At 66.5% G+C, this 19619-nt stretch carries 17 protein-coding genes; 5 read left to right on the plus strand and 12 right to left on the minus strand.

The window, feature by feature from the left end:
* Nucleotides 1–214: 214 nt before the first annotated feature.
* From XM1_RS16320 to XM1_RS16345, 6 genes are all read right to left on the minus strand, one after another.
* Nucleotides 215–1900, minus strand: a complete 1686-nt coding sequence (locus XM1_RS16320; protein WP_068435308.1) for a cation acetate symporter — start codon at nucleotides 1898–1900, stop codon at nucleotides 215–217.
* Nucleotides 1900–2235 carry a DUF485 domain-containing protein gene (locus XM1_RS16325; protein ID WP_068435310.1) on the minus strand — a complete coding sequence of 112 codons (336 nt, stop codon included), beginning with the start codon at nucleotides 2233–2235 and terminating at the stop codon, nucleotides 1900–1902. The genes XM1_RS16320 and XM1_RS16325 overlap by 1 nt, the downstream gene beginning before the upstream one ends.
* Nucleotides 2236–2407: 172 nt before the next feature.
* Nucleotides 2408–2623, minus strand: coding sequence for a FeoC-like transcriptional regulator (locus XM1_RS16330; RefSeq protein WP_068435312.1), 216 nt, complete (start codon nucleotides 2621–2623; stop codon nucleotides 2408–2410).
* Nucleotides 2620–4950 (minus strand): Fe(2+) transporter permease subunit FeoB, encoded by a 2331-nt coding sequence (gene feoB, locus XM1_RS16335; protein WP_068435314.1) that lies wholly within the window; start codon nucleotides 4948–4950, stop codon nucleotides 2620–2622. The genes XM1_RS16330 and feoB overlap by 4 nt, the downstream gene beginning before the upstream one ends.
* 2 nt (nucleotides 4951–4952) lie before the next feature.
* On the minus strand, nucleotides 4953–5186 hold the full coding sequence (locus XM1_RS16340; RefSeq protein WP_068435316.1) for a FeoA family protein: 234 nt from the start codon (nucleotides 5184–5186) through the stop codon (nucleotides 4953–4955).
* A 96-nt stretch (nucleotides 5187–5282) separates the two neighbouring features.
* Nucleotides 5283–5978 (minus strand): class I SAM-dependent methyltransferase, encoded by a 696-nt coding sequence (locus tag XM1_RS16345; RefSeq protein WP_068435318.1) that lies wholly within the window; start codon nucleotides 5976–5978, stop codon nucleotides 5283–5285.
* Between the two features lie 134 nt (nucleotides 5979–6112).
* Here XM1_RS16345 and XM1_RS16350 point away from each other — a divergent pair, with 134 nt between their 5' ends.
* A complete protein-coding gene (locus tag XM1_RS16350) occupies nucleotides 6113–6898 on the plus strand; it encodes a glucosamine-6-phosphate deaminase (RefSeq protein ID WP_068435320.1) in 786 nt (261 codons plus the stop codon).
* Between the two features lie 30 nt (nucleotides 6899–6928).
* A complete protein-coding gene (locus XM1_RS16355) occupies nucleotides 6929–8206 on the plus strand; it encodes an alpha-glucosidase/alpha-galactosidase (protein WP_068435322.1) in 1278 nt (425 codons plus the stop codon).
* Here XM1_RS16355 and XM1_RS16360 read toward each other — a convergent pair whose 3' ends face one another.
* The gene (locus XM1_RS16360) at nucleotides 8207–10312 is read right to left on the minus strand and encodes an ATP-binding protein (RefSeq protein ID WP_068435324.1); all 2106 of its coding nucleotides are present in this window, start codon (nucleotides 10310–10312) and stop codon (nucleotides 8207–8209) included.
* 187 nt (nucleotides 10313–10499) lie between these two features.
* Between XM1_RS16360 and XM1_RS16365 the strand changes: the two genes are divergently transcribed.
* On the plus strand, nucleotides 10500–11960 hold the full coding sequence (locus XM1_RS16365) for a hypothetical protein (protein WP_068435326.1): 1461 nt from the start codon (nucleotides 10500–10502) through the stop codon (nucleotides 11958–11960).
* 73 nt (nucleotides 11961–12033) lie between these two features.
* A complete protein-coding gene (aat, locus tag XM1_RS16370; RefSeq protein WP_068435328.1) occupies nucleotides 12034–12663 on the plus strand; it encodes a leucyl/phenylalanyl-tRNA--protein transferase in 630 nt (209 codons plus the stop codon).
* Here aat and XM1_RS16375 read toward each other — a convergent pair.
* The 5 genes from XM1_RS16375 to XM1_RS16395 form a co-directional block, all read right to left on the minus strand.
* Entirely contained in the window at nucleotides 12660–13088 is a 429-nt protein-coding gene (locus XM1_RS16375) for a DUF2155 domain-containing protein (RefSeq protein ID WP_231920551.1), read from the minus strand. The two genes, aat and XM1_RS16375, sit on opposite strands and share 4 nt — an antisense overlap.
* Before the next feature lie 68 nt (nucleotides 13089–13156).
* Nucleotides 13157–13996, minus strand: a complete 840-nt coding sequence (locus XM1_RS16380) for a DMT family transporter (protein ID WP_068435330.1) — start codon at nucleotides 13994–13996, stop codon at nucleotides 13157–13159.
* A gap of 10 nt (nucleotides 13997–14006) precedes the next feature.
* Nucleotides 14007–14486 (minus strand): MlaD family protein, encoded by a 480-nt coding sequence (locus XM1_RS16385; RefSeq protein WP_068435332.1) that lies wholly within the window; start codon nucleotides 14484–14486, stop codon nucleotides 14007–14009.
* Nucleotides 14487–14497: 11 nt separating this feature from the next.
* Nucleotides 14498–14989, minus strand: a complete 492-nt coding sequence (locus XM1_RS16390) for an outer membrane lipid asymmetry maintenance protein MlaD (RefSeq protein WP_068435334.1) — start codon at nucleotides 14987–14989, stop codon at nucleotides 14498–14500.
* Between the two features lie 26 nt (nucleotides 14990–15015).
* Nucleotides 15016–15366, minus strand: a complete 351-nt coding sequence (locus tag XM1_RS16395) for an NADH:ubiquinone oxidoreductase subunit NDUFA12 (RefSeq protein WP_068435336.1) — start codon at nucleotides 15364–15366, stop codon at nucleotides 15016–15018.
* 360 nt (nucleotides 15367–15726) lie between these two features.
* Between XM1_RS16395 and XM1_RS16400 the strand changes: the two genes are divergently transcribed.
* Nucleotides 15727–19398 carry a vitamin B12-dependent ribonucleotide reductase gene (locus XM1_RS16400; protein WP_068435338.1) on the plus strand — a complete coding sequence of 1224 codons (3672 nt, stop codon included), beginning with the start codon at nucleotides 15727–15729 and terminating at the stop codon, nucleotides 19396–19398.
* The last annotated feature ends 221 nt before the right edge of the window (nucleotides 19399–19619 follow it).

The following is a 19619-nucleotide window of genomic DNA, read 5'->3' on the forward strand; positions in this document are numbered from 1 at the left end:
GCTGGCGCAATCTGGCCCGTTTAAGCTTGTCCGCGCGATACACCAATGCGACATCGAACCATAGTGTTCATGGCTGCGATTGATGCTCGCTTTTGTGATCCACTTTGTCCTCTGTGGCGCCTACCCTCGTGGTAGGCGCCCTTTTTTCATGAATTCGGCACAAAACAGGGGCACCGGTTTCCCGATGCCCCCGCCTTGAGGTCGAATCCACGCCTTAGTGGCTGGCGGCGCCTTCGGCACCCAGGCCGGTCTCGGACCGGATGGACTGGGCTTCGTAGGCGGCGCGTTCGGCCTGGGCCTGCGGGCTGTTGTCCATGATGGAGAACAGCCAGGAGAAGAAGAAGGCCGCCGGCACCGAGAACAGGGCCGGATAGGCGAAGGGGAAGATCTCGGCCTTGAAGCCGAAGCTCTGCACCCACACGGCCTTGGACAGAACCACCATGATCACCGACATCAACAGGCCGACCATGCCGCCGAGAACGGCGCCACGGGTGGTCAAGCCGCCCCAGAACATGGACAGCACCAGCACCGGGAAGTTGGCCGAGGCCGCGACCGAGAAGGTGAGCGCCACGATAAACGCCACGTTCTGCTTCTCGAAGACCAGGCCCAGCAGCACGGCGACGACGCCGAGAGCGATGGACGAGATCTTGGAGACGGTCACTTCCTTACCCTCGGTGGCCTGGCCGTGCATGATGACGCTGGCGTACAGGTCGTGCGAAATCGCCGACGCGCCCGCGAGCGTCAGGCCCGACACCACCGCGAGGATGGTGGCGAAGGCCACGGCCGAGATGAAGCCGAGGAACATGTCGCCGCCGATGGCGTGGGCCAGCCAGATGGCGGCCATGTTGTTGCCGCCCTTCAGGTCCAGGGCGCCGACGCCCTTGGTCAGGTACTCGGGATTGGTAGCCACCAGGGTGATGGCGCCGAAACCGATGATGAAGGTCAGGATGTAGAAGTAGCCGATGAAACCGGTGGCGTAGAACACCGACTTCCTCGCCTCGCGCGCATCGGGAACGGTGAAGAAGCGCATGAGGATGTGGGGCAGGCCGGCGGTGCCGAACATCAGCGCCATGCCCAGCGAGATGGCGTCCACCGGATTGGTCACCAGGGCGCCGGGCGACATGATGGCAACCTTCTTGGGATGCACCTCGATGGCCTTGACGAACAGCTTCTCGAACGAGAAGCCGAAATGGCTCATCACGCCGAAGGCGATGAAGGTGGCGCCGCCCAGCAGCAGGCAGGCCTTGATGATCTGCACCCAGGTGGTGGCGACCATGCCGCCGAAGGTGACGTAGACCATCATCAGCGCGCCGACGATGATGACGGCGTACAGGTAGTCGAGACCGAACAGCAGCTTGATCAGCTGGCCGGCACCGACCATCTGGCCGATCAGGTAGAAGATCACGACGATCAGCGAGCCGGTGGCCGCGAAGGTGCGGATCGGCGTACGGGCAAGGCGATAGCCGCACACGTCGGCGAAGGTGTACTTGCCCAGGTTGCGCAGGCGCTCGGCGATCAGGAACAGGATGATCGGCCAACCGACCAGCCAGCCCACCGAGAAGATCAGGCCGTCATAGCCCGAACCGTACACCAGCGCGGAAATGCCCAGGAACGAAGCGGCCGACATGTAGTCGCCCGCGATGGCCAGGCCGTTCTGGAAGCCGGTGATGCCGCCGCCGGCGGCGTAGAAGTCGGCGGCGGTCTTGGTGCGGCCCGCGGCCCAGTAGGTGATGCCCAGCGTCATCCCCACGAAGATCACGAACATGACGATGGCATGCCAGTTGGTGGCCTGCTTCTCGGCGCCGCCCATGTCGGCGCCGGCCGCCAGGGCGGCGGTGGCCAGGAGCGCCGTGCCGCCGAAGGCGAGCGCGGACGCGATTGCGGTCTTGGTCGTCTTCATCAGCGGGATTCCTCGATGATCTGGCGGTTCATTTCGTCGAACTCGCCATTGGCGCGATAGACGTAGATGCCGGTCAGCACGATGGCCGACAGGATGACGCCCACGCCGATGGGAAAGCCGATGGTCATCACCCCGGCAGCCGACATCAGGGTGCCGAGCCACGCCTTGTTGAAGGCGATGATCATGATGAAGCCGAAATAGATGGTGAGCATGATCACCGACAGCGTCCACGCAAAGGCGTTACGCTTGGCGACCAGCTCCTTGAACTTCGGATTGTTCCGAATGTGCTCGGCACTCGCGAGATTCGCGGCCGATGGCTTGCCATGTGAACTCATTAATGCTCCTCCCCTGACGTTGCATGGGTTGCCGCCGAGATTACGGTCGGCATTGTTGGACGCCCCGTCCCCGTCGAACGGACGGGGCGAAACTCTTCAACGACAACGTACAGGAGGAAGATTGCGCCGAGATGACGACAGGATTAACTCGGGCAGGGCAAAGGGTAGGACATCACCCCACCCACTCGTATATTTCGTCCTGGCGAATATGGCAGTGGCAGCCGGCGGCGCAGGAGCCCGCATCCACCTGCCGGACGCGGTCCTTGGCGATCCAATGGCCGAGCATCTGCCGGACGGTATCGGGCGAAGTGTCGAAATGGGTGGCGATCTCGCTCAAGCCCGCCCGGTGACGCTCCATCAGATAGGCCTTCACCTCCACCAGGGTCATGGGCGCGCTCCCGAAAGCGCGGCCAGCCGCCGCTCCCGCCCGCGCGCCACCAGCCACATCAGCCCGGCCGCCGACAGCGGCGCCATGGCGCAGGCGGCCAGCCATCCCAGCGACAGGGCCGGATGGGCGGCGAAGGTGGCGGCCTGATAGGTCGCCACCGAGGCCGAGTAGCCCAGCAGCGACGTCCAGCCGACGGCAAAGGCCGTCCAGCCGCCGCCCGCCTCCTGGCGGATGGCGCCGAGCGACGCGACGCAGGGCGTGTAGAGCAGGATCAGCACCATGTAGGCCAGCGCCCCGGCCATGCCGTCGAAGCGGGTGACCATGGCGCCGAACACGCTGTCCTTGACCTTCAGCTCGGCGGCGGCCTCGGCGGACGAGCCGGTGAAGGACAAATCGAGGCCCAGGGGATCGCCCACCAACTGGGCCAGCCTGGAGAGTTTCTGCGGCACCGTCGCCGCCGCCGCCGCCAGCTTGTCGCCGATGCCGGCCTTGGCCTCTTCCAGCGCCACACCGCCGTCCTCGGCGCCGACCTGGGTGTAGAGCGCGTTCAAGGTGCCGACCACCGCTTCCTTGGCGAACACCCCGGTGAACAGCCCCACCGCCGCCGGCCAGTTGTCGTCGGTCAGGCCGATGGGCCGGAAGATGGGAGTGATGGCGCGGCTGACGGCGGCCAGCACCGAATCCCGGCTGTTTTCCTTGCCGAAGCTGAGATCGGTGCCCAGCGCGTTCAAGACGCTCAGCACGGTGACCAGCGGCACGATGAACTGCCCGGCGCGGAAGATGAACTCGGAGAGGCGCTGCCAGGCCTGCAGCATGACGGTGCGCGCCGTGGGCAGGTGGTAGGGCGGCAGTTCCAGCACGAAGGGCGAGGCCTCGCCCCGCAGCAGGGTGGCCTTCAGCACCAGGCCGGTGCCGACCGCGAAAACGATGCCCACCAGATAGAGGGAGAAGACCACGTTCTGGCCGCTCTCGGCGAAGAAGGCGGCGGCGAACAGGGCATAGACCGGCAGCCGCGCCCCGCAGGACATGAAGGGCGCCATCATGATGGTCAGCACCCGGTCGCGGCGGCTTTCCAGGGTACGGGTGGCCATGATGGCCGGCACATTGCAGCCGAAGCCGACGATGAGGGGCACGAAGGATTTGCCGGGCAGCCCGATGGCCCGCATGGCGCGATCCATGACGAAGGCGGCGCGTGCCATGTAGCCCGAATCCTCCAGGAACGACAGGAACAGGAACAGCGAGCCGATGATGGGCACGAAGGTGGCCACCGTCTTGATGCCGCCGCCGATGCCGCCCGACACCACGGCCACCAGCCATTCGGGCGCGCCGACGGCTCCCAGGACCAGGGCGCTGCCGTCGATGACCAGGGCCTCGGCGGCCATGCCGAAGAAGTCGATGAAGGCGCCCCCCACCTTGATGGTGAACAGGAACATCAGGTACATGGCGGCCAGGAAGACCGGCACGCCGAGGAAGCGGTTGAGCACCACCTTGTCGATGCGCCGGGTCATGGCCAGCGACACCTTGTGGGTCTGCTGCACCGCGGCCTGCATCACCGTGCCGATGAAGGTGTAGCGCCCATCGGCGATGATGATGTCCGCCTCCTCGCCGCATCGCGTCTCGATCTCGGCACGGTGGGCGTCGATCTCCGCGTCCAGCCGCCCCTGGGCCAGGGCGTCGGCGAAGCTGTCGCCCTCGATCAGCTTCAGCGCCGCCCAGCCGGAATCCACCTTGGCACGCGCCGCCGCCTCGGCCAGACGGGGGGCCAGGGCGTCGCGCGCGGCCGCCACCGCTCCGGCATGATCGGGCTGGACCTCGGGAACGCGGCGGGCCCGGCAGGCGGCGGCGATGGCCGCCTTCAGATCGTCCACCCCCTTGCGCCGGCTGGCCACCAGCGGCACCACGGGACAGTCGAGGACGCGGGACAGGGCGTCGGTGTCGATATGGATGCCGCTCTTCTCCGCCAGGTCCATCATGTTGACGGCCACCACCAGCGGAACCCGCATCTCCAGCAGTTGGGCGGTGAGGTAAAGGTTCCGTTCCAGGTTGTAGGCGTCGACGATGTTGACCACCACCTCCGGCTCGCCGGACAGGATGTAGTCGCGCGACACCCTCTCGTCCTCGGAGCCCTTGGAGATGCCGCCGATCATGTAGATGCCGGGCAGGTCCACCAGGTCGTAATCCTGGCCGTCGCGGCGGTAGGTCCCGACCTTCTTCTCGACGGTGACACCGGGCCAGTTGCCCACTTGCTGGGTCGAGCCGGTCAGGATGTTGAACAGCGTCGTCTTGCCGCAATTGGGATTGCCGACGACGGCGACCACATGGGCCATGATCAGGCCCTGACCGCCTTCAGGATGGCAGCCTCGTCCTTGCGGAGCGTCAGGGTGAAGTTGCGCACGGTGATCTCCACCGGATCGCCCAGCGGCGCCACCCGGGTCACCGAGAACACCGCGCCGGGCGTCAGCCCCATGGCCAGAAGCCGCTGGCGGTAGTCCCGCTCGCCCTTGGCGAAGCCCACCACGCGGGCCGTGTCACCGGGCTTCATCTCCTGCAGCGAAACGTCCATGGCCTTTTGCCTCGCAACCACAGATGCAAGCGCATCGCATCTTCATTCTCAGGCATAGACCATTAGAAAAATATGGTCAAGGGTAGAGAAGACAGGTCAGCCCCGCCGTTGGGCCAGGATGGACCGGCGATGGCTGGCGTGGCCGATGTTTCCGGGCAGGGGCGAGGCGTCGAACCCGGCCTCGTTCAGCCGCGCCACGATTTCCTCGATGGTGTAGGAGGACAGGCCCAGGGTCTTGCGCCGCTGGTGGTAATTGGAATTGAAGGTGCGCAGCAATCCCCTCACCGCCTCGACGAAGAACGCCTCGCGCCAGGCGAACCTCAACAGGGCGAGGACGTCGCCGGTGACGCTGTTGCTCGGGCTGAGGATGTCGCCGATGATCAGCTTGCCCCCCGGCTTGAGCACCCGGTGCAATTGCGCCAGCAGGGCGGGCAGGTCTTCACGCGGCAGGTACTGGATCACCGAGATGAGCAGCACCACGTCGCAGGTCCCGTCCAGGACGGACAGGTCGTCGGGCACCGCGATGCCGTCCAGATGGGAATAACGCTGGCGCAGCCTGGGCCGCCGCCCGCCGGCGGCGTCATAGAGGAACACCGAGCCCCCCCTGGCGACGATGTCGGGGGCCATCAGCGCCTCGCCGCAGCCGAAATCCAGCAGGGTGAACGGGGCACAGGGAAGCAGCGGGGCTATTCCCGCAAACAACTCCCTGTAATGGGCCTCGAGATGACGGACCCCCGTATAAACCGAGACATCGCCGTCCCAGTAATCGATCCAGCCGCTCTTGTGGTTCATTCATGCCCCCAACTTCCCAACGATCTTGGCGGGAAAGACCACCCCCGCGCAAGGGGAAGCTCGCAATAAAGGATGCATTTCCCATCAGGCCCCGTACACTGGTCATGGTGAAGAATTGATCAGGAGACGACACGGTGCGAGTGCTGATCGAAACCGACCCGCAAGCCGTCGCCCTGCGCGCCGCCGCCCTGGTGGAGGGGCTGGTCCGGTCCAAGGCCGGTTGCGTCATCGGCCTGGCGGCCGGCGCGACGCCGCTTGCCCTCTACGCCGAACTGACCGACCGGCGGCGAAGCCTCGATTTCTCGCGCGCCACGGTTTTCGGGCTGGATGAATATCTCGGCCTGGACGGCGCCCACCCCGCCAGTTGCGCCCTGACGCTTCGCGCCCATTTCATCGACAAGGCCGGCATATCGCCGGCGCGGACCCATCTGCTGGACGGCATGGCCCAGGGCGATCTCGCAGCCTATTGCGCCGCCTACGAGGAGCGCATCCGGGCCGCCGGCGGACTGGACCTGCAGATCCTCGGCCTGGGGGTCAACGGCCATATCGGCTTCAACGAGCCCGGTTGCGGCCTGGCCGGGCGCACCCGCCTGGTGGGCCTGCGCCGCAGCACGCGGGCGACCAACGCCCCCATCTTCGCCCCCGCCCCGGTGCCCGAGGCGGCCCTGACCACCGGAATCGGCACCATTCTCGAGGCACGCCGCATCATCTTGCTGGCCACCGGCCCGTCCAAGGCTGACGCCGTGGCCAAGATGGTCGAGGGGCCCGTCTCCGCCCTGGTCCCGGCCTCGGCCCTGCAACTCCACCCGGATGCCGTGGTGGTGCTGGACGAGGCGGCGGCGGCAGGATTGGCGCTGGCCAGGGACTATCGGGACGAAGCCGCCATCTGCTTGGAAAGAGGCGGAATCGCCGCCATCTGAGAATCAAGAATGACCTGGGAGGGTCGAACCATGAAGAACATCACCAAGATCGCCTTTCTCGGCGCCGGCAGCATGTCGTTCGGGCTGTCCACCTTCCGCGACATGTTCTCCTCGGACACCCTGGCGGGGTCCACCCTGGTGCTGGTGGACCACGACCCGCAGGCCCTGGCCCGCATGAAGGACCTGGCCGAACGCATGAACGCCGAGGGCAAAGCCGGCATGATCATCGAGGCCACCACCGACCGCCGCGCCGCCTTCGACGGGGCTTCCGTGGTGATCAATTCGGTGGCCATCGACCGCATGCGGCTGTGGAAGATGGATTTCGAGATCCCCAAGAAGCACGGCATCCGCCAGACGCTGGGCGAGAACGGCGGACCGGGCGGGCTGTTCTTCACCATGCGCACCCTGCCGCTGATCTTCGAGATCACCCGGGACATGGAGGAGCTGTGCCCCAACGCGCTGTTCCTCAACTTCTCCAATCCGGAAAGCCGCATCGTCCTGGCGCTGGGCAAGTACAGCCCCATCAAGTCCATGGGCCTGTGCCACGGCATCTTCATGGCGCGTGGCGCGCTGTGCCACATCACCGGCCAGTCCTGGCACGACACCGAGTGCTGGGGCATCGGCCTCAACCACTTCCAGTGGATGCTGCAGTTCCGCAACCGCTGGACCGGAGAGGACCTCTATCCCCTGCTGCGCGAGAAGGAGCCCTCCTTCGACCCCACCTTCCAGCCCTTCAGCCGCAAGATGTTCAACATCTACGGCCTGTGGCCGAGCTGCAGCGACGACCACATGGGCGAATACCTGGCCTTCGGCTGGGAGGGCGGCGAGGAGGGCCACGACTATGCCGGCGACGCCCGGGAAAGGGTGGAACTGCAACAGACCATCGAGGGCGTTCTGAAGGGCGGGCCGCTGCCCGACGAGTGGAAGCATTCGGTGGGCGAGCGCACCAACGTGGTGGTGGACGGCATCATCAACAACCGCCACCACTACCTGGAATCGGCGGTTCTGATGAACAACGGCACCATTCCCAACCTGCCGCCCGATCTGGCGGTGGAGGTCCCGGCCATCGTCGACGCGGCGGGCGTGCATCCGGTCTCGCTGGGGCCGCTGCCCGAACCCATCCAGAAGCTGGCGCTGGTCCAGGCCGGCGTGCAGCAATTGTCGGTGGAAGCCGCCGTCCACGCCTCGAAGGAACTGGCGCTGCAGGCCCTGCTGGCCGATCCGGTGGTCAACTCCTCGGACGCCGCCGTCAAGCTGCTGGACGAGCTGTGGGAGATAAACAAGCCCTATATCAGGAAGTGCGTTTGATCACGCCTTCGGCAGGCTGAGGAAGAAGGTGGAGCCCTGCTCCACCTCCGACTCGACCCAGATGCGCCCGCCATGGTGTTCGGCGACCTTGCGGCACACCGCCAGTCCGATGCCGGTACCCTCGTACTGCTCGCGGCTGACCATGCGCTGGAAGATGCCGAACACCTTGTCCAGGCATTCGGGATCGATGCCGATGCCGTTGTCCTGGACGGCGAAAAGCCATTCGTGCCCGGTATCGCGGCATGACACCTCCACCTGCGGAGCACGATCCGGCGGGCAGTACTTCACGGCGTTGCCGATCAGGTTCTGGAACAGGCGGGTCAGTTCGGAACGGTCACCCCGGACGGTGGGCAGGCCGTCGGCCACCTGGACCTTCGCCCCGGCGTCGCGGATGGCGATTCCAAGGTTCCTCAGCCCGTCGGCCAGCACCCCGTTGAGGTCGACGGGCTCCATGGAGGATTGGCGGCCGATGCGCGAGAACTCGAGAAGATCGGCGATCATGCGGTCGAGTCGCTTGGCGCCGTCGGTGGCGAAGGCGAAGTATTCCGAGGCTTCGTCGTCAAACGCCGGCTTCAGCTTGCGGCGCAGCAATTCCATGTAGGAATTGATCATGCGCAGCGGCTGGCGCAGATCGTGGGAGGCCACATAGGCGAACTGCTCCAGCTCCTCGTTGGACTGCTTGAGTTCGGCCACCAGTTCGGCCACCCGCCCCTCGATCCGCTTGCGCTCGCTGATGTCTTCCTGCTGTCCGACAAAGCCGCGCAGCTTCCCACCTTCGTCGATGACCGGCGAGATGACCACCGAGGCCCAATAGGTACTGTCGTCCTTGCACCGGTTGAGCAATTCGCCGCGCCATTCGTTGCCGCCCAGGATGGTGCGCCACAACTCCGCATAGGTTTCGGGCGGCGTTTCCTCGGTCTTCTGAATCCGCGGGGTCTTACCGATCACCTCGTCCAGGCTGAACCCCGTGAACCGGCAGAAGCTGGGATTGGCATAGTCGATCACCCCGTCGGGATCGGTGGTGATGATCATGTTGGGATTCTGGTCGACGGCCTCGGACAGGCGCCGCAACCAGGCCTCGCGCTCCAGGCTGCCCAGGTGCTTGAGCGAGAAGGCGAATAGCATCCCGCCCAGCCCCAGGGCGGCGATTCCCAGCCCGGTGAACCAGGACAGCGTCCGGCGCCACCCGGCCAGGGCGCCTTCGCGGGTCACGGTCGCCACGGCCAGGACGGGGTAGCTGCGTCCCACGTTGTAGCCGATGATGCGCGAGGAGCCGTCGAAGGGACTGACCCTCTCGTCATGTCCCGAGCGCTTGGCGATCATGGCCCCCAGGCCGGGAAACGCCCCCGGCTGCGTCTGGGCGAAAGCCTCGGTGAAGGGATAGCGATAGAGCGGCGCGCCGTCCAGGCGATGGATGGCGATGGTTCCGTCGGCGGGCAGGCGCAGGCGCTCGAACAGATCCTCGAAGCGGTTGACGCGCAGCGAAATGCCGATCACCCCTTGAAAGGACCCGTCCTCACCGCTGATGCGCTGGGTCAGGAAGAACACCCACAGCCCCGTGATCTTGGACTGGGATAGCTCGCTGATGAACAGCTCGTCGCCCGGCCTGTCGCGATGAAAGGCGAAATAGGGCCGCATGGAAGCGTCGGCCTGGCGGGTGGGATTGCTGACCGAGCTGGCCGAGGCGACACCGTTCGCGTTGACGAAGAACAGGGCGTGCAGAGGCTTGTCGGCCGGGTCGTCGCTGAACAGGTTGAGATGCGCCATGAACATCTCGTACCACGCGGTCTCGCTGAAGGCGTCGACCCCGCCGCGGGCCCGGATTTCACGCTGCAGCGAGGTCAGGATCGCCGCCTCGGAGCGGATGGTCGCCTCCACCTGCTCGGACAGGGCCAGGGCCAGGGTGCGCATGGAACGCCCCGTCTCCTCCATGGTGTAGCGCGGCCCCAGCCACACCACCACCAGATAGGCTATGACGAGAAAAAGGTTGGCGGAAACGAAGGCCGCGATCAGCCAGCGGCGCAGGCGCCCGAATCCGGGCGCCTCGGACTCGCCCTGCTCGATTCTGCCCAACTCGATTCCGGCGACCGGCGGAACCACCCCCATGCTTCGCTCCACATTATCCAGCGGGTCGAATGTACAGGATCGCAGATATGGGGAAATCACCTTATTACTCCCCAGGACCAAAGACATAATTTCCGCCAGGAAAGGAATCAGACAGGGAAATAACGGATGATCCCGGGCCGAATTGTTGCTACATCCCCGCCACACAGAATCGACACCCAGAGGGGCCGTGATCAGGACTGACGCCTACAAGCTGAGCGTGACCGGTCTCGCCATCCTGGCGCTCGGCCTGTTCGCCTATCCCTGCCTGCGTGTCGGCACCGCCCTGGAAATCGACTACAACGAGGGTTGGAACGCCTATCAGCAGATGCGGGCCATGGCCGGGCTTTCGCTGTATTCGACCGACACCCCGCTGTTCGTCAACAACTACCCTCCCCTCTCCTTCTATCTGGTGGGAATGCTGGGAAGCCTGATCGGCGACATGGTGCTGGCCGGGCGCCTGCTGTCGTTGGCCGCCGTGGCCACCATCGCCCTGTCGGCGGCCATGGTGGCCCGCGCCGCCGGCACCCGGCGGGAAGACGCGGTGCTGTCCGGCGCGGCGGCGCTGGGCATGCTTTCGGGCTTCGCCACCGATTACGTCGGCGTCAACGACCCGCAATTGCTGGCCCAGGGCTTTCTGTGCGCCGGATTCGCCCTTTACGTCGGCGGACGCGGCGGAGCGGCCCGCCTGCCCCTGGTCGCCCTGCTGTTCGCGGCCGGATTGCTATGCAAGCACAACGTCCTGGCCCTGCCGCTGGTGACCACCGTCCATCTGGTCTGGCGGGGCAGCAACCGCGATCGCGCACTGTATCTCGGCACCGGCCTGGGTCTGGCGGCCCTGGCGCTGCTGGTCATCGAGGCCAAGTTCGGCAGCGACTTCTTACGGAATCTCCTGGCGTCGCGCCAATACGACCCGGCGCGCGGAATCATCCTCAGCACCGAGATGCTGGACCTGCTGCAGGCGCCCATCGCGGTCATCGGGCTGTTCACCCTGCTGGGCCGCCAGCGGGGAATCGTCGCCAAGCTGGGCGCCTATCTGGCGCTCGGGCTGCTGATCGCCATCGGCTTTTCGGGGGGCGCCGGCGTCGACACCAACATCTTCTTCGACGCCATGATCGCCTGCGCCATGGCCGCCGGCCCGGCCGTCGCCTGGATGCGCGCCCGCCCCGGCGCCGGCCCCCGGGCCTGCGCCGCCCTGGCGCTGCTGATCCATGCCGGATTGCTGTTCCACATGCCCATCACCCTGGGACGGTTCGCGGTCGACATGGCCGGCGGCGAACTGAAGGAGCGCGAGGCCCTGTTCCTCGAGGACGTGGCCTGGCTGAAGGCCGTTCCCGGCCCGGCCATCTGCGAATCGCTGCTGCTGTGCCTCAGGGCCGGAAAGCCCATGTGGGTCGACGGCTATTCGGCCACCCAGGCGGTGATCAACGGCCGGGTGCCAGCCGATGCCCTGAGCGGCGTGCTGGCCCGCCACGAAGTCGCCGCAGTGCAGGTCGTCAGCCGGCGCGCCCATCCGGTCGACGACCCCAAGGGCGCCCAGTCCATACCGCCCCGCTTCATCAACTTCCCCGACAACATGTTTGACGAGTTGGACCGCTCGTATACCCTGGCTCGGACCGGGATCACCGGCCGGTTCTATCTGCCCAGGTAGAAGCGGCCGCTGACGGCGGCAGGCGCCCGACGCAGAATTGCCGTCGGCCCTTTGATTGCGCTAGGCTGGGGTCATGCGACCGCTCACCTCGGACCTCCTGCTGCGCGCCTATGCCTCGGGGATTTTTCCCATGGCGCGGTCGCGCGACGAAAACCGCCTGTACTGGATCGATCCGGAACGGCGCGGCATTCTGCCGCTGGAGGCTTTCCACGTCTCGAAGAGCCTGCGCCGCACCCTGCGCGGCGGCCACTTCGACATCCGCTGCGACACCGCCTTCGAGACGGTGATGCGGGCCTGCGGCGAAGCCACCGCCGACCGCCCCGAAACCTGGATCAACGAAGAGATCATCCGGCTGTTCGTCGAGTTGTTCGAGCTGGGCCTCGCCCACTCGGTGGAGGTCCGCCAGGACGGTGAACTGGTGGGAGGGCTCTACGGCCTGGCCCTGGGGGGTGCGTTTTTCGGAGAAAGCATGTTCTCGCGCCGCACCGACGCCTCCAAGGTGGCGCTGGTCCATCTGGTAGCGCGGCTGCGCCATTGCGGCTTCCGCCTGCTGGATACCCAGTTCGTCACCGACCACCTGAAGCAGTTCGGCGCGGTGGAGATCCCCCGCGCCGACTATCAGAAGCGTCTGTCCGATGCCCTGGACGAACCGGCCCGCTTCAACCGCGACGCGTTCGTACCTTGGGAACTCGCCCTGGGTTAGCGCGCCTTGCCCCGGCAATCGAGAACCCAGATGTCGTAGACCGGGTGCTCCATGGCCGAGAGCGCCGGGCTGGAGGCGAACATCCAGCCACGGAACAGGGCCGCCGCCGGCTGGTCCTTGCGCAATTCCCAGATGTCGAGGAAGGCGGCGCTTTCCGGCTGGTCCTCGGGGCGGCGCTTCTTGCAGGCCCGCACGATGATCTCCAGCGCCCCCACATGCACCGGGGCGCCCACCGGGGCCTCCACCGTCACCACCCGGGCCGTCACCTTGTCGAGGCCCTGCAGCACCGCCGTGTCGAAGGACAGGTCGGTGCCGCTCATCTGGGGCGGGGCGGCAGGTGCGGCCGGAGGCGCGGCAGGCGGAGTCTGGGCCTGGGCCGCCACCGCCGTCAACAGCGCCATCGCCAGCAAAACTCGCCGCATCATTCTCATCTCCTAGGTCCCGGGCGTCGCGAAGGCCGATCCTGCCTCTTCGCCCCCAGCCTGTCCACCGCTCAGCGCCGCCGCGCCACCACCAGGGCGATGCCGCCCAGCACCGCGACCGAGGCCAGGGCGAGGCGCAGGCTGAGCGCCTCGCCCAGCAGGGCCGCCCCGGCCAGCGCGGTGATCACCGGCACGCTGAGCTGCACCGTGGCCGCCTGGGTGGCCGGCAGGCCGCGCACCGCCACGTACCACAGCGCATAGCCCATGCCCGAGGCGACGCCGCCCGAGGCCACGGCGTAAGCCAGCCCCATTGCATCCACCCGCGGCTCGCCCGCCACGGCCATCCCAAGGCAGGCCAGCGCCGCCAACGGCACGCCGCGCAGGAAATTGCCGGCATTGGCCGCCAGGGCGTCGGTTTCCTTGCGGCCGCGCAGGGAATAGACGCCCCAGGCGACACCCGCCACGATCATCAACCCCGCCCCCACCGGCTCGGGCGCCGTGACGCCGGGCAGCAGCAGCGCCACCAGGCCGCCCAGGGCCAGCAGCAGGCCCGTCGACTGAAGCGGCCGCAACCGCTCGCCCGCCATCAGGCCGCTTCCGATCATGGTCATCTGCACCGCGCCGAACAGCAGCAGCGCGCCGGTCCCGGCCGACAGCGACAGATAGGCGAAGGAAAAGGCCACCGCATAGCCCACCAGGGCCAGGGCCGAGCCCCAATTGCCGCCCGAAGCCCCGCCTTGGCGCATCCGCGCCAGCAGGGCCAGCACCAGGGCGCCCGAGGCGATGCGGATCAGGGTGAAGCTGGCGGGATCGATGGCGGTGTGGCGCAGCGCCTCACGGCACAGCAGGGAATTGGCGGCAAACGCCACCATGGTGATCGCCGTCAACCCCCAGGTGCGCGGCGTCACCATCAGACCGGACCTATTCCTTGGCGGCCGGAGCGGAAGGCGGCTGGTTGTCGGTGGTGGCCAGGAAGATCAGCTGGCCGACCATCTCCTCGATGGACTTGAAATTCTTGGACGGCCCCAGCGCGCCGCCGGCGGCGATCTTGGTCGCCGACTTGCCCGGCGTCAGCTTGACGAACTTGCCGCCCAGCAACCCTTCCGACGAGACGCTGGCCACCGTGTCGGCGGGCAGGGTGACGCCGTGGGCGATGGAGAGCTTCACCACCGCGTCGTAGGTCACCGGATCCAGGGATTGCGAGGCGACGGTGCCCACCTTGATGCCGTTGATCTTGACGTCGGCACCGGTATCCAGGCCTCCGACGCTGGCGAAGGTGGCCGAGATCTCGTAGCCCTCGATCTTCTTGATGTTGGCGTGGGTGTAGGCGAAGACCAGGAAGAAGCCCGCCACCGCCAGAACCACGGCCCCCATGATGGTTTCGATCAGATTCCGTCCCATGGCCTACCTGCTCAATTGGTGGTGGACGGCAGGGGCTTGTCGAGATAGCCGCGCTTGGCGCGGCCCTGCTGGATGATCATGTCCAGAAGGTCCTCGATGACCACCGCATCCTGGGTGTATTGGATTTCCGCGCCGGGTTTGAGCATCTGCTCGTCGCCGCCGGGCTTCAGTTCGATGAACTTGGCCCCCAGCAGGCCGTCGGTGTAGATCACCGCCGCCGTGTCGCTGGTGAGCGCGATGTCCTTGCGCAGCTGCAAGGTCAGGACGGCGCGGTAGCGTTCGTCCAGGGTCTGCTCGACCACCTTGCCCACGGCCGAGCCCGACAGGCGCACGGCGCTGCCCACGTTGATGCCGTCGGCGCGGTTGAAGCGGGCCTTCAGCACATAGCCGTCGCCGGTCTCGGCGCTCTTGCCGCCGATGGCGAAGGCCAGCATCAGCAGCGCGGCGCCGACCAGGACGACGGCGCCGCCCGTGATGGTATCGCGATCAACGCGGCTGACCATGCCCCCGTCCCCCCGTCAATCGGATATCAGGGCTGCCACGCCTCGTAATCGCCGGTGGCGCGGTCGCGCTTGCCGCCGGCCAGATCGTGTCCGGGGGGCAGGTAAGCCCCGGCCGAGCCGGTCTTGTTGGGCTGGTGCGGCTGCTGCCAGGGCTGGCGCGCCACGTCGGTCAGAGGCTTGTCGGCGGTGTAGTGCAGCCAGGCGTGCCATTCGGGAGCGACGCGCGACGCGTCGACCTTGCCGTTATAGATCACCCAGCGCTTGGTGCGCCGGCCCTTGGCCTCGCTGCGCTCGGTGTAATAGCGGTTGCCCTCGGCATCGGTTCCAACCAGCTTGCCCTTGGCCCAGGTGAAAAGCAGGGTGCCCAGCGTCGCCATCTCGATCCTCGCGAAACAAATGTCGGGCGGACTATAGGCAAAAGGCACCCTCCCCGTCCAGAGGGGTTAAGCACCACACTCCAATCCCTTGATCTGCGCCTGCGGGAGAGCCGCGGCACCACTAGGGATGCCATAATCCATAAAATTTGAACACAATATGATGTGAATGACTCATGAAGATTCATTTGACGACGATGAACGGAATGACATAGGCTGCGTCTCTGTCGAGGGAAGACCACAAGATATTGTGGACGACACGGGAGAAGGGGGGAGACGCGCCCGCAGCGGGGCGCCGACCGTCCTCTGCTGTGTCCGCTTCGGCAGGATCGTCCAGGGATCAAGCGGAGCAGAGGGGCCAAAATGCGCGTCCAGCGTCACTACACCAAGTCCGGCGAAACCGCCTACGACGGAATCGTGTTCCGCAAGGCGACCAGCGAGATCCGCAACCCCGACGGTTCGGTGGTGTTCTCCGCCGCCGACATCGAGGTCCCCGCCGACTGGTCGCAGGTGGCCTGCGACGTCCTGGCCCAGAAGTATTTCCGCAAGGCCGGCGTGCCCGCCAAGCTGAAGCGCGTCGCCGAAAAGGGCGTGCCCGACTGGCTGTGCCGCCACGAGCCCGATGCCGAGGCCCTGGCCAAGCTGCCCGAGAAAGAGCGCATCGTCGGCGAGAAGAGCGCCAAGCAGGTGTTCGACCGCCTGGCGGGCACCTGGACCTATTGGGGCTGGAAGGGCGGCTATTTCAACGCCGAGGACGACGCGCTGGCCTTCCGCGACGAGATGGCCTGCATGCTGGCCCGCCAGATGGGCGCCCCCAATTCTCCGCAGTGGTTCAACACCGGCCTGCACTGGGCCTACGGCATCGACGGCCCCGGCCAGGGCCATTCCTATGTGGACTTCAAGACCGGCAAGCTGGTCCGCTCCAAGTCCGCCTACGAGCATCCCCAGCCCCACGCCTGCTTCATCCAGTCCATCGAGGACGACCTGGTCAATGAAGGCGGCATCATGGATTTGTGGGTGCGTGAAGCCCGCCTGTTCAAGTACGGCTCGGGCACCGGCACCAACTTCTCGCGGCTGCGCGGCGAGGGCGAGAAGCTGTCGGGCGGCGGCCGCTCGTCGGGCCTGATGAGCTTCCTCAAGATCGGCGACCGCGCCGCCGGCGCCATCAAGTCGGGCGGCACCACGCGCCGCGCCGCCAAGATGGTGGTGGTGGACGTGGACCACCCCGACATCGAGAACTTCATCTCGTGGAAGGTGCGCGAAGAGCAGAAGGTGGCCGCCCTGGTGGCCGGTTCCCGCCTCGCCCAGCGCTGCCTGACCGAGGTGATGGCCGCCTGCCGCGAGTGGGACGGCCAGGACGGCGAGGCCCGCTTCGACCCCAAGATCAACAAGCGCCTGAAGAAGGCCATCATCGACGGCCGCAAGTGCGAGATCCCCGAGAACTACCTGCAGCGTGTCATCCAGTTCGCGCGCCAGGGCTATACCCAGATCGACTTCCCGGTGCTGGACACCGACTGGGATTCCGAGGCCTACCTGACCGTCTCGGGCCAGAATTCCAACAACTCGGTGCGCGTGGACAACGCCTTCCTGAACGCCGTGATCAATGACGGCGAGTGGAACCTGAAGCACCGCAACTCGACCAAGATCGCCAAGACGCTGAAGGCCCGCGACCTGTGGGAGCAGATCGGCGAAGCCGCCTGGGCCTGCGCCGATCCGGGCATCCAGTTCGACACCACCATCAACGAGTGGCACACCTGCCCCGAATCGGGCCGCATCAACGCGTCGAACCCCTGCTCGGAATACATGTTCCTGGACGACACCGCCTGCAATCTGGCGTCCTTGAACCTGCTGTGCTTCCGTAACGAGGACGGCTCCTTTGACGTCGAGGGCTTCCGCCACGCCTGCCGGCTGTGGACCATGGTCCTCGAGATCAGCGTGCTGATGGCCCAGTTCCCCTCGCCCAAGATCGCCGAGCTCTCCTACGAGTTCCGCACGCTGGGCCTGGGCTACGCCAATGTGGGCGGCCTCTTGATGGCCGCCGGCATTCCCTATGACAGCGAGAAGGGCCGCGCCCTGATCGGCGCCATCACCGCCCTGATGACCGGCGAGTCCTACGCCACCTCCGCCGACATGGCCGAGGAGCTGGGCGCCTTCGAGGGCTTCGAGAAGAACCGCGCCGCCATGATGCGGGTGATCCGCAACCATCGCCGCGCCGCCCATGGCATGGGCACCGGCTACGAGGGCCTGTCGGTCACCCCGGTGCCGCTGGACGCCGCCAACTGCCCCGACGCGCCTTTGCTGGCCGCGTCCCGCCAGGCCTGGGACGAGGCGCTGGCCAAGGGCGAGAAGCACGGCTTCCGTAACGCCCAGGCCACCGTGGTCGCCCCCACCGGCACCATCGGCCTGGTGATGGATTGCGACACCACCGGCATCGAGCCCGACTTCGCCCTGGTGAAGTTCAAGAAGCTGGCCGGCGGCGGCTACTTCAAGATCATCAACCGCATGGTGCCCGAGGCGCTGGCCAATCTGGGCTACAACGAAGGCGACATCGCCGAGATCATCCGCTACGCGGTCGGCCATGCCTCCTTGCGCGGCGCGCCGCACATCAACCACGACACCCTGAAGGCCAAGGGCTTCGACGATTCCATGCTGGACAAGATCGAGTCCCAGTTGGAAAGCGCCTTCGACATCAAGTTCGTGTTCAACAAGTACGGCCTGGGCGAGCAGTTCTGCACCGAGACCCTGGGCATCCCCAAGGAGAAGCTGGACGACTACAGCTTCGACATGCTGGCCTTCCTGGGCTTCTCGCGCCAGGAGATCGACGCCGCCAACACCTACGTCACCGGCGCCATGACCCTGGAAGGCGCGCCCTTCCTGAAGGACGAGCACTTGGCCGTCTTCGACTGCGCGTCCCCTTGCGGCCGCATCGGCAAGCGCTTCCTGTCGGTGGACAGCCACATCCGCATGATGGCCGCCGCCCAGCCCTTCATCTCGGGCGCCATCTCCAAGACCATCAACATGGCCAACAACGCCACGGTCGAGGATTGCAAGAACGCCTACATGCTGTCCTGGCGTCTGGGCATCAAGGCCAACGCGCTGTACCGCGACGGCTCCAAGCTTTCGCAGCCGCTGCAGGCCGCCTTGCTGGAAGACGCGGGCGAGCTGGCCGACGATCTGGCCGACGCCTCCATGGCGGCCCGCACCGAGATCGTCGCCGAGCGCATGGTGGAGCGGGTGATCTCCCAGGTGCACGCCCGGCGCAAGCTGCCCGACCGCCGCAAGGGCTACATCCAGAAGGCCATCGTCGGCGGCCACAAGGTGTATCTCCACACCGGCGAGTACGAGGACGGCAAGCTGGGCGAGATCTTCATCGACATGCACAAGGAAGGCGCCGCCTTCCGGGCCATGATGAACAACTTCGCCATCGCCATCTCGGTGGGCCTGCAGTACGGGGTGCCGCTGGAGGAGTTCGTGGAGGCCTTCACCTTCACCCGCTTCGAGCCCTCGGGCATGGTGGAAGGCAACGACACCATCAAGATGTCGTCCTCCATCCTGGACTACATCTTCCGCGAGCTGGCCATCTCCTATCTCGGCCGTAACGACCTGGCCCATGTGGAGCCCGCCGACCTCACCCCCGACACCGTGGGCCGCGGCGCCCAGGAGAACCTGCCGGAGGCCGCCGTGGCCGCCGCCGCCGCCCAGCAGCTGGCGGTGGTCGAGAAGGTGGCGTCGCGCGGCTACGTGCGCTCGTCCAACCTGCTGTTCATGACGCGGGGCTCGGGCCCCACCTCGGTGTCGGCCGACATCTCGGGCGGCGCCATGCAGCTGGCGGCCGCCGCCCAATCGGCGGTCAGCGTCGCGGTCAACGCCGAAGCCCTGATCCAGGAGTTCGACGCCCGCGCCGAACAGATCCGCGCGGCGCGCATGAAGGGCTATGAAGGCGACGCCTGCCCCGAATGCGGCAACTTCACCCTGGTGCGCAACGGCACCTGCCTGAAGTGCGACACCTGCGGCGGCACCACCGGCTGCTCCTAAACCAAGCCAACCCGGCTATGCCGCGCACCATAGTTTGGCCGGTGCGCGGCATAACCTGGCCCAAACGAAGCAACAGCATGCCGCAGCCAGTTTTGAGGGACCGTTCTTTCCTCTCTTGGGGCCCTCATTTAAGGGCCGGCTCTCAACAGAGAGTCGGCCCAAAATTGGGGAACAAATAGGGGGCGACCATTGGGACACTGGCTCGCGCTAGGAGGCAAGGC

The sequence above is a fragment of the Magnetospirillum sp. XM-1 genome, assembly GCF_001511835.1.
In the GTDB taxonomy this organism is placed as follows: domain Bacteria; phylum Pseudomonadota; class Alphaproteobacteria; order Rhodospirillales; family Magnetospirillaceae; genus Phaeospirillum.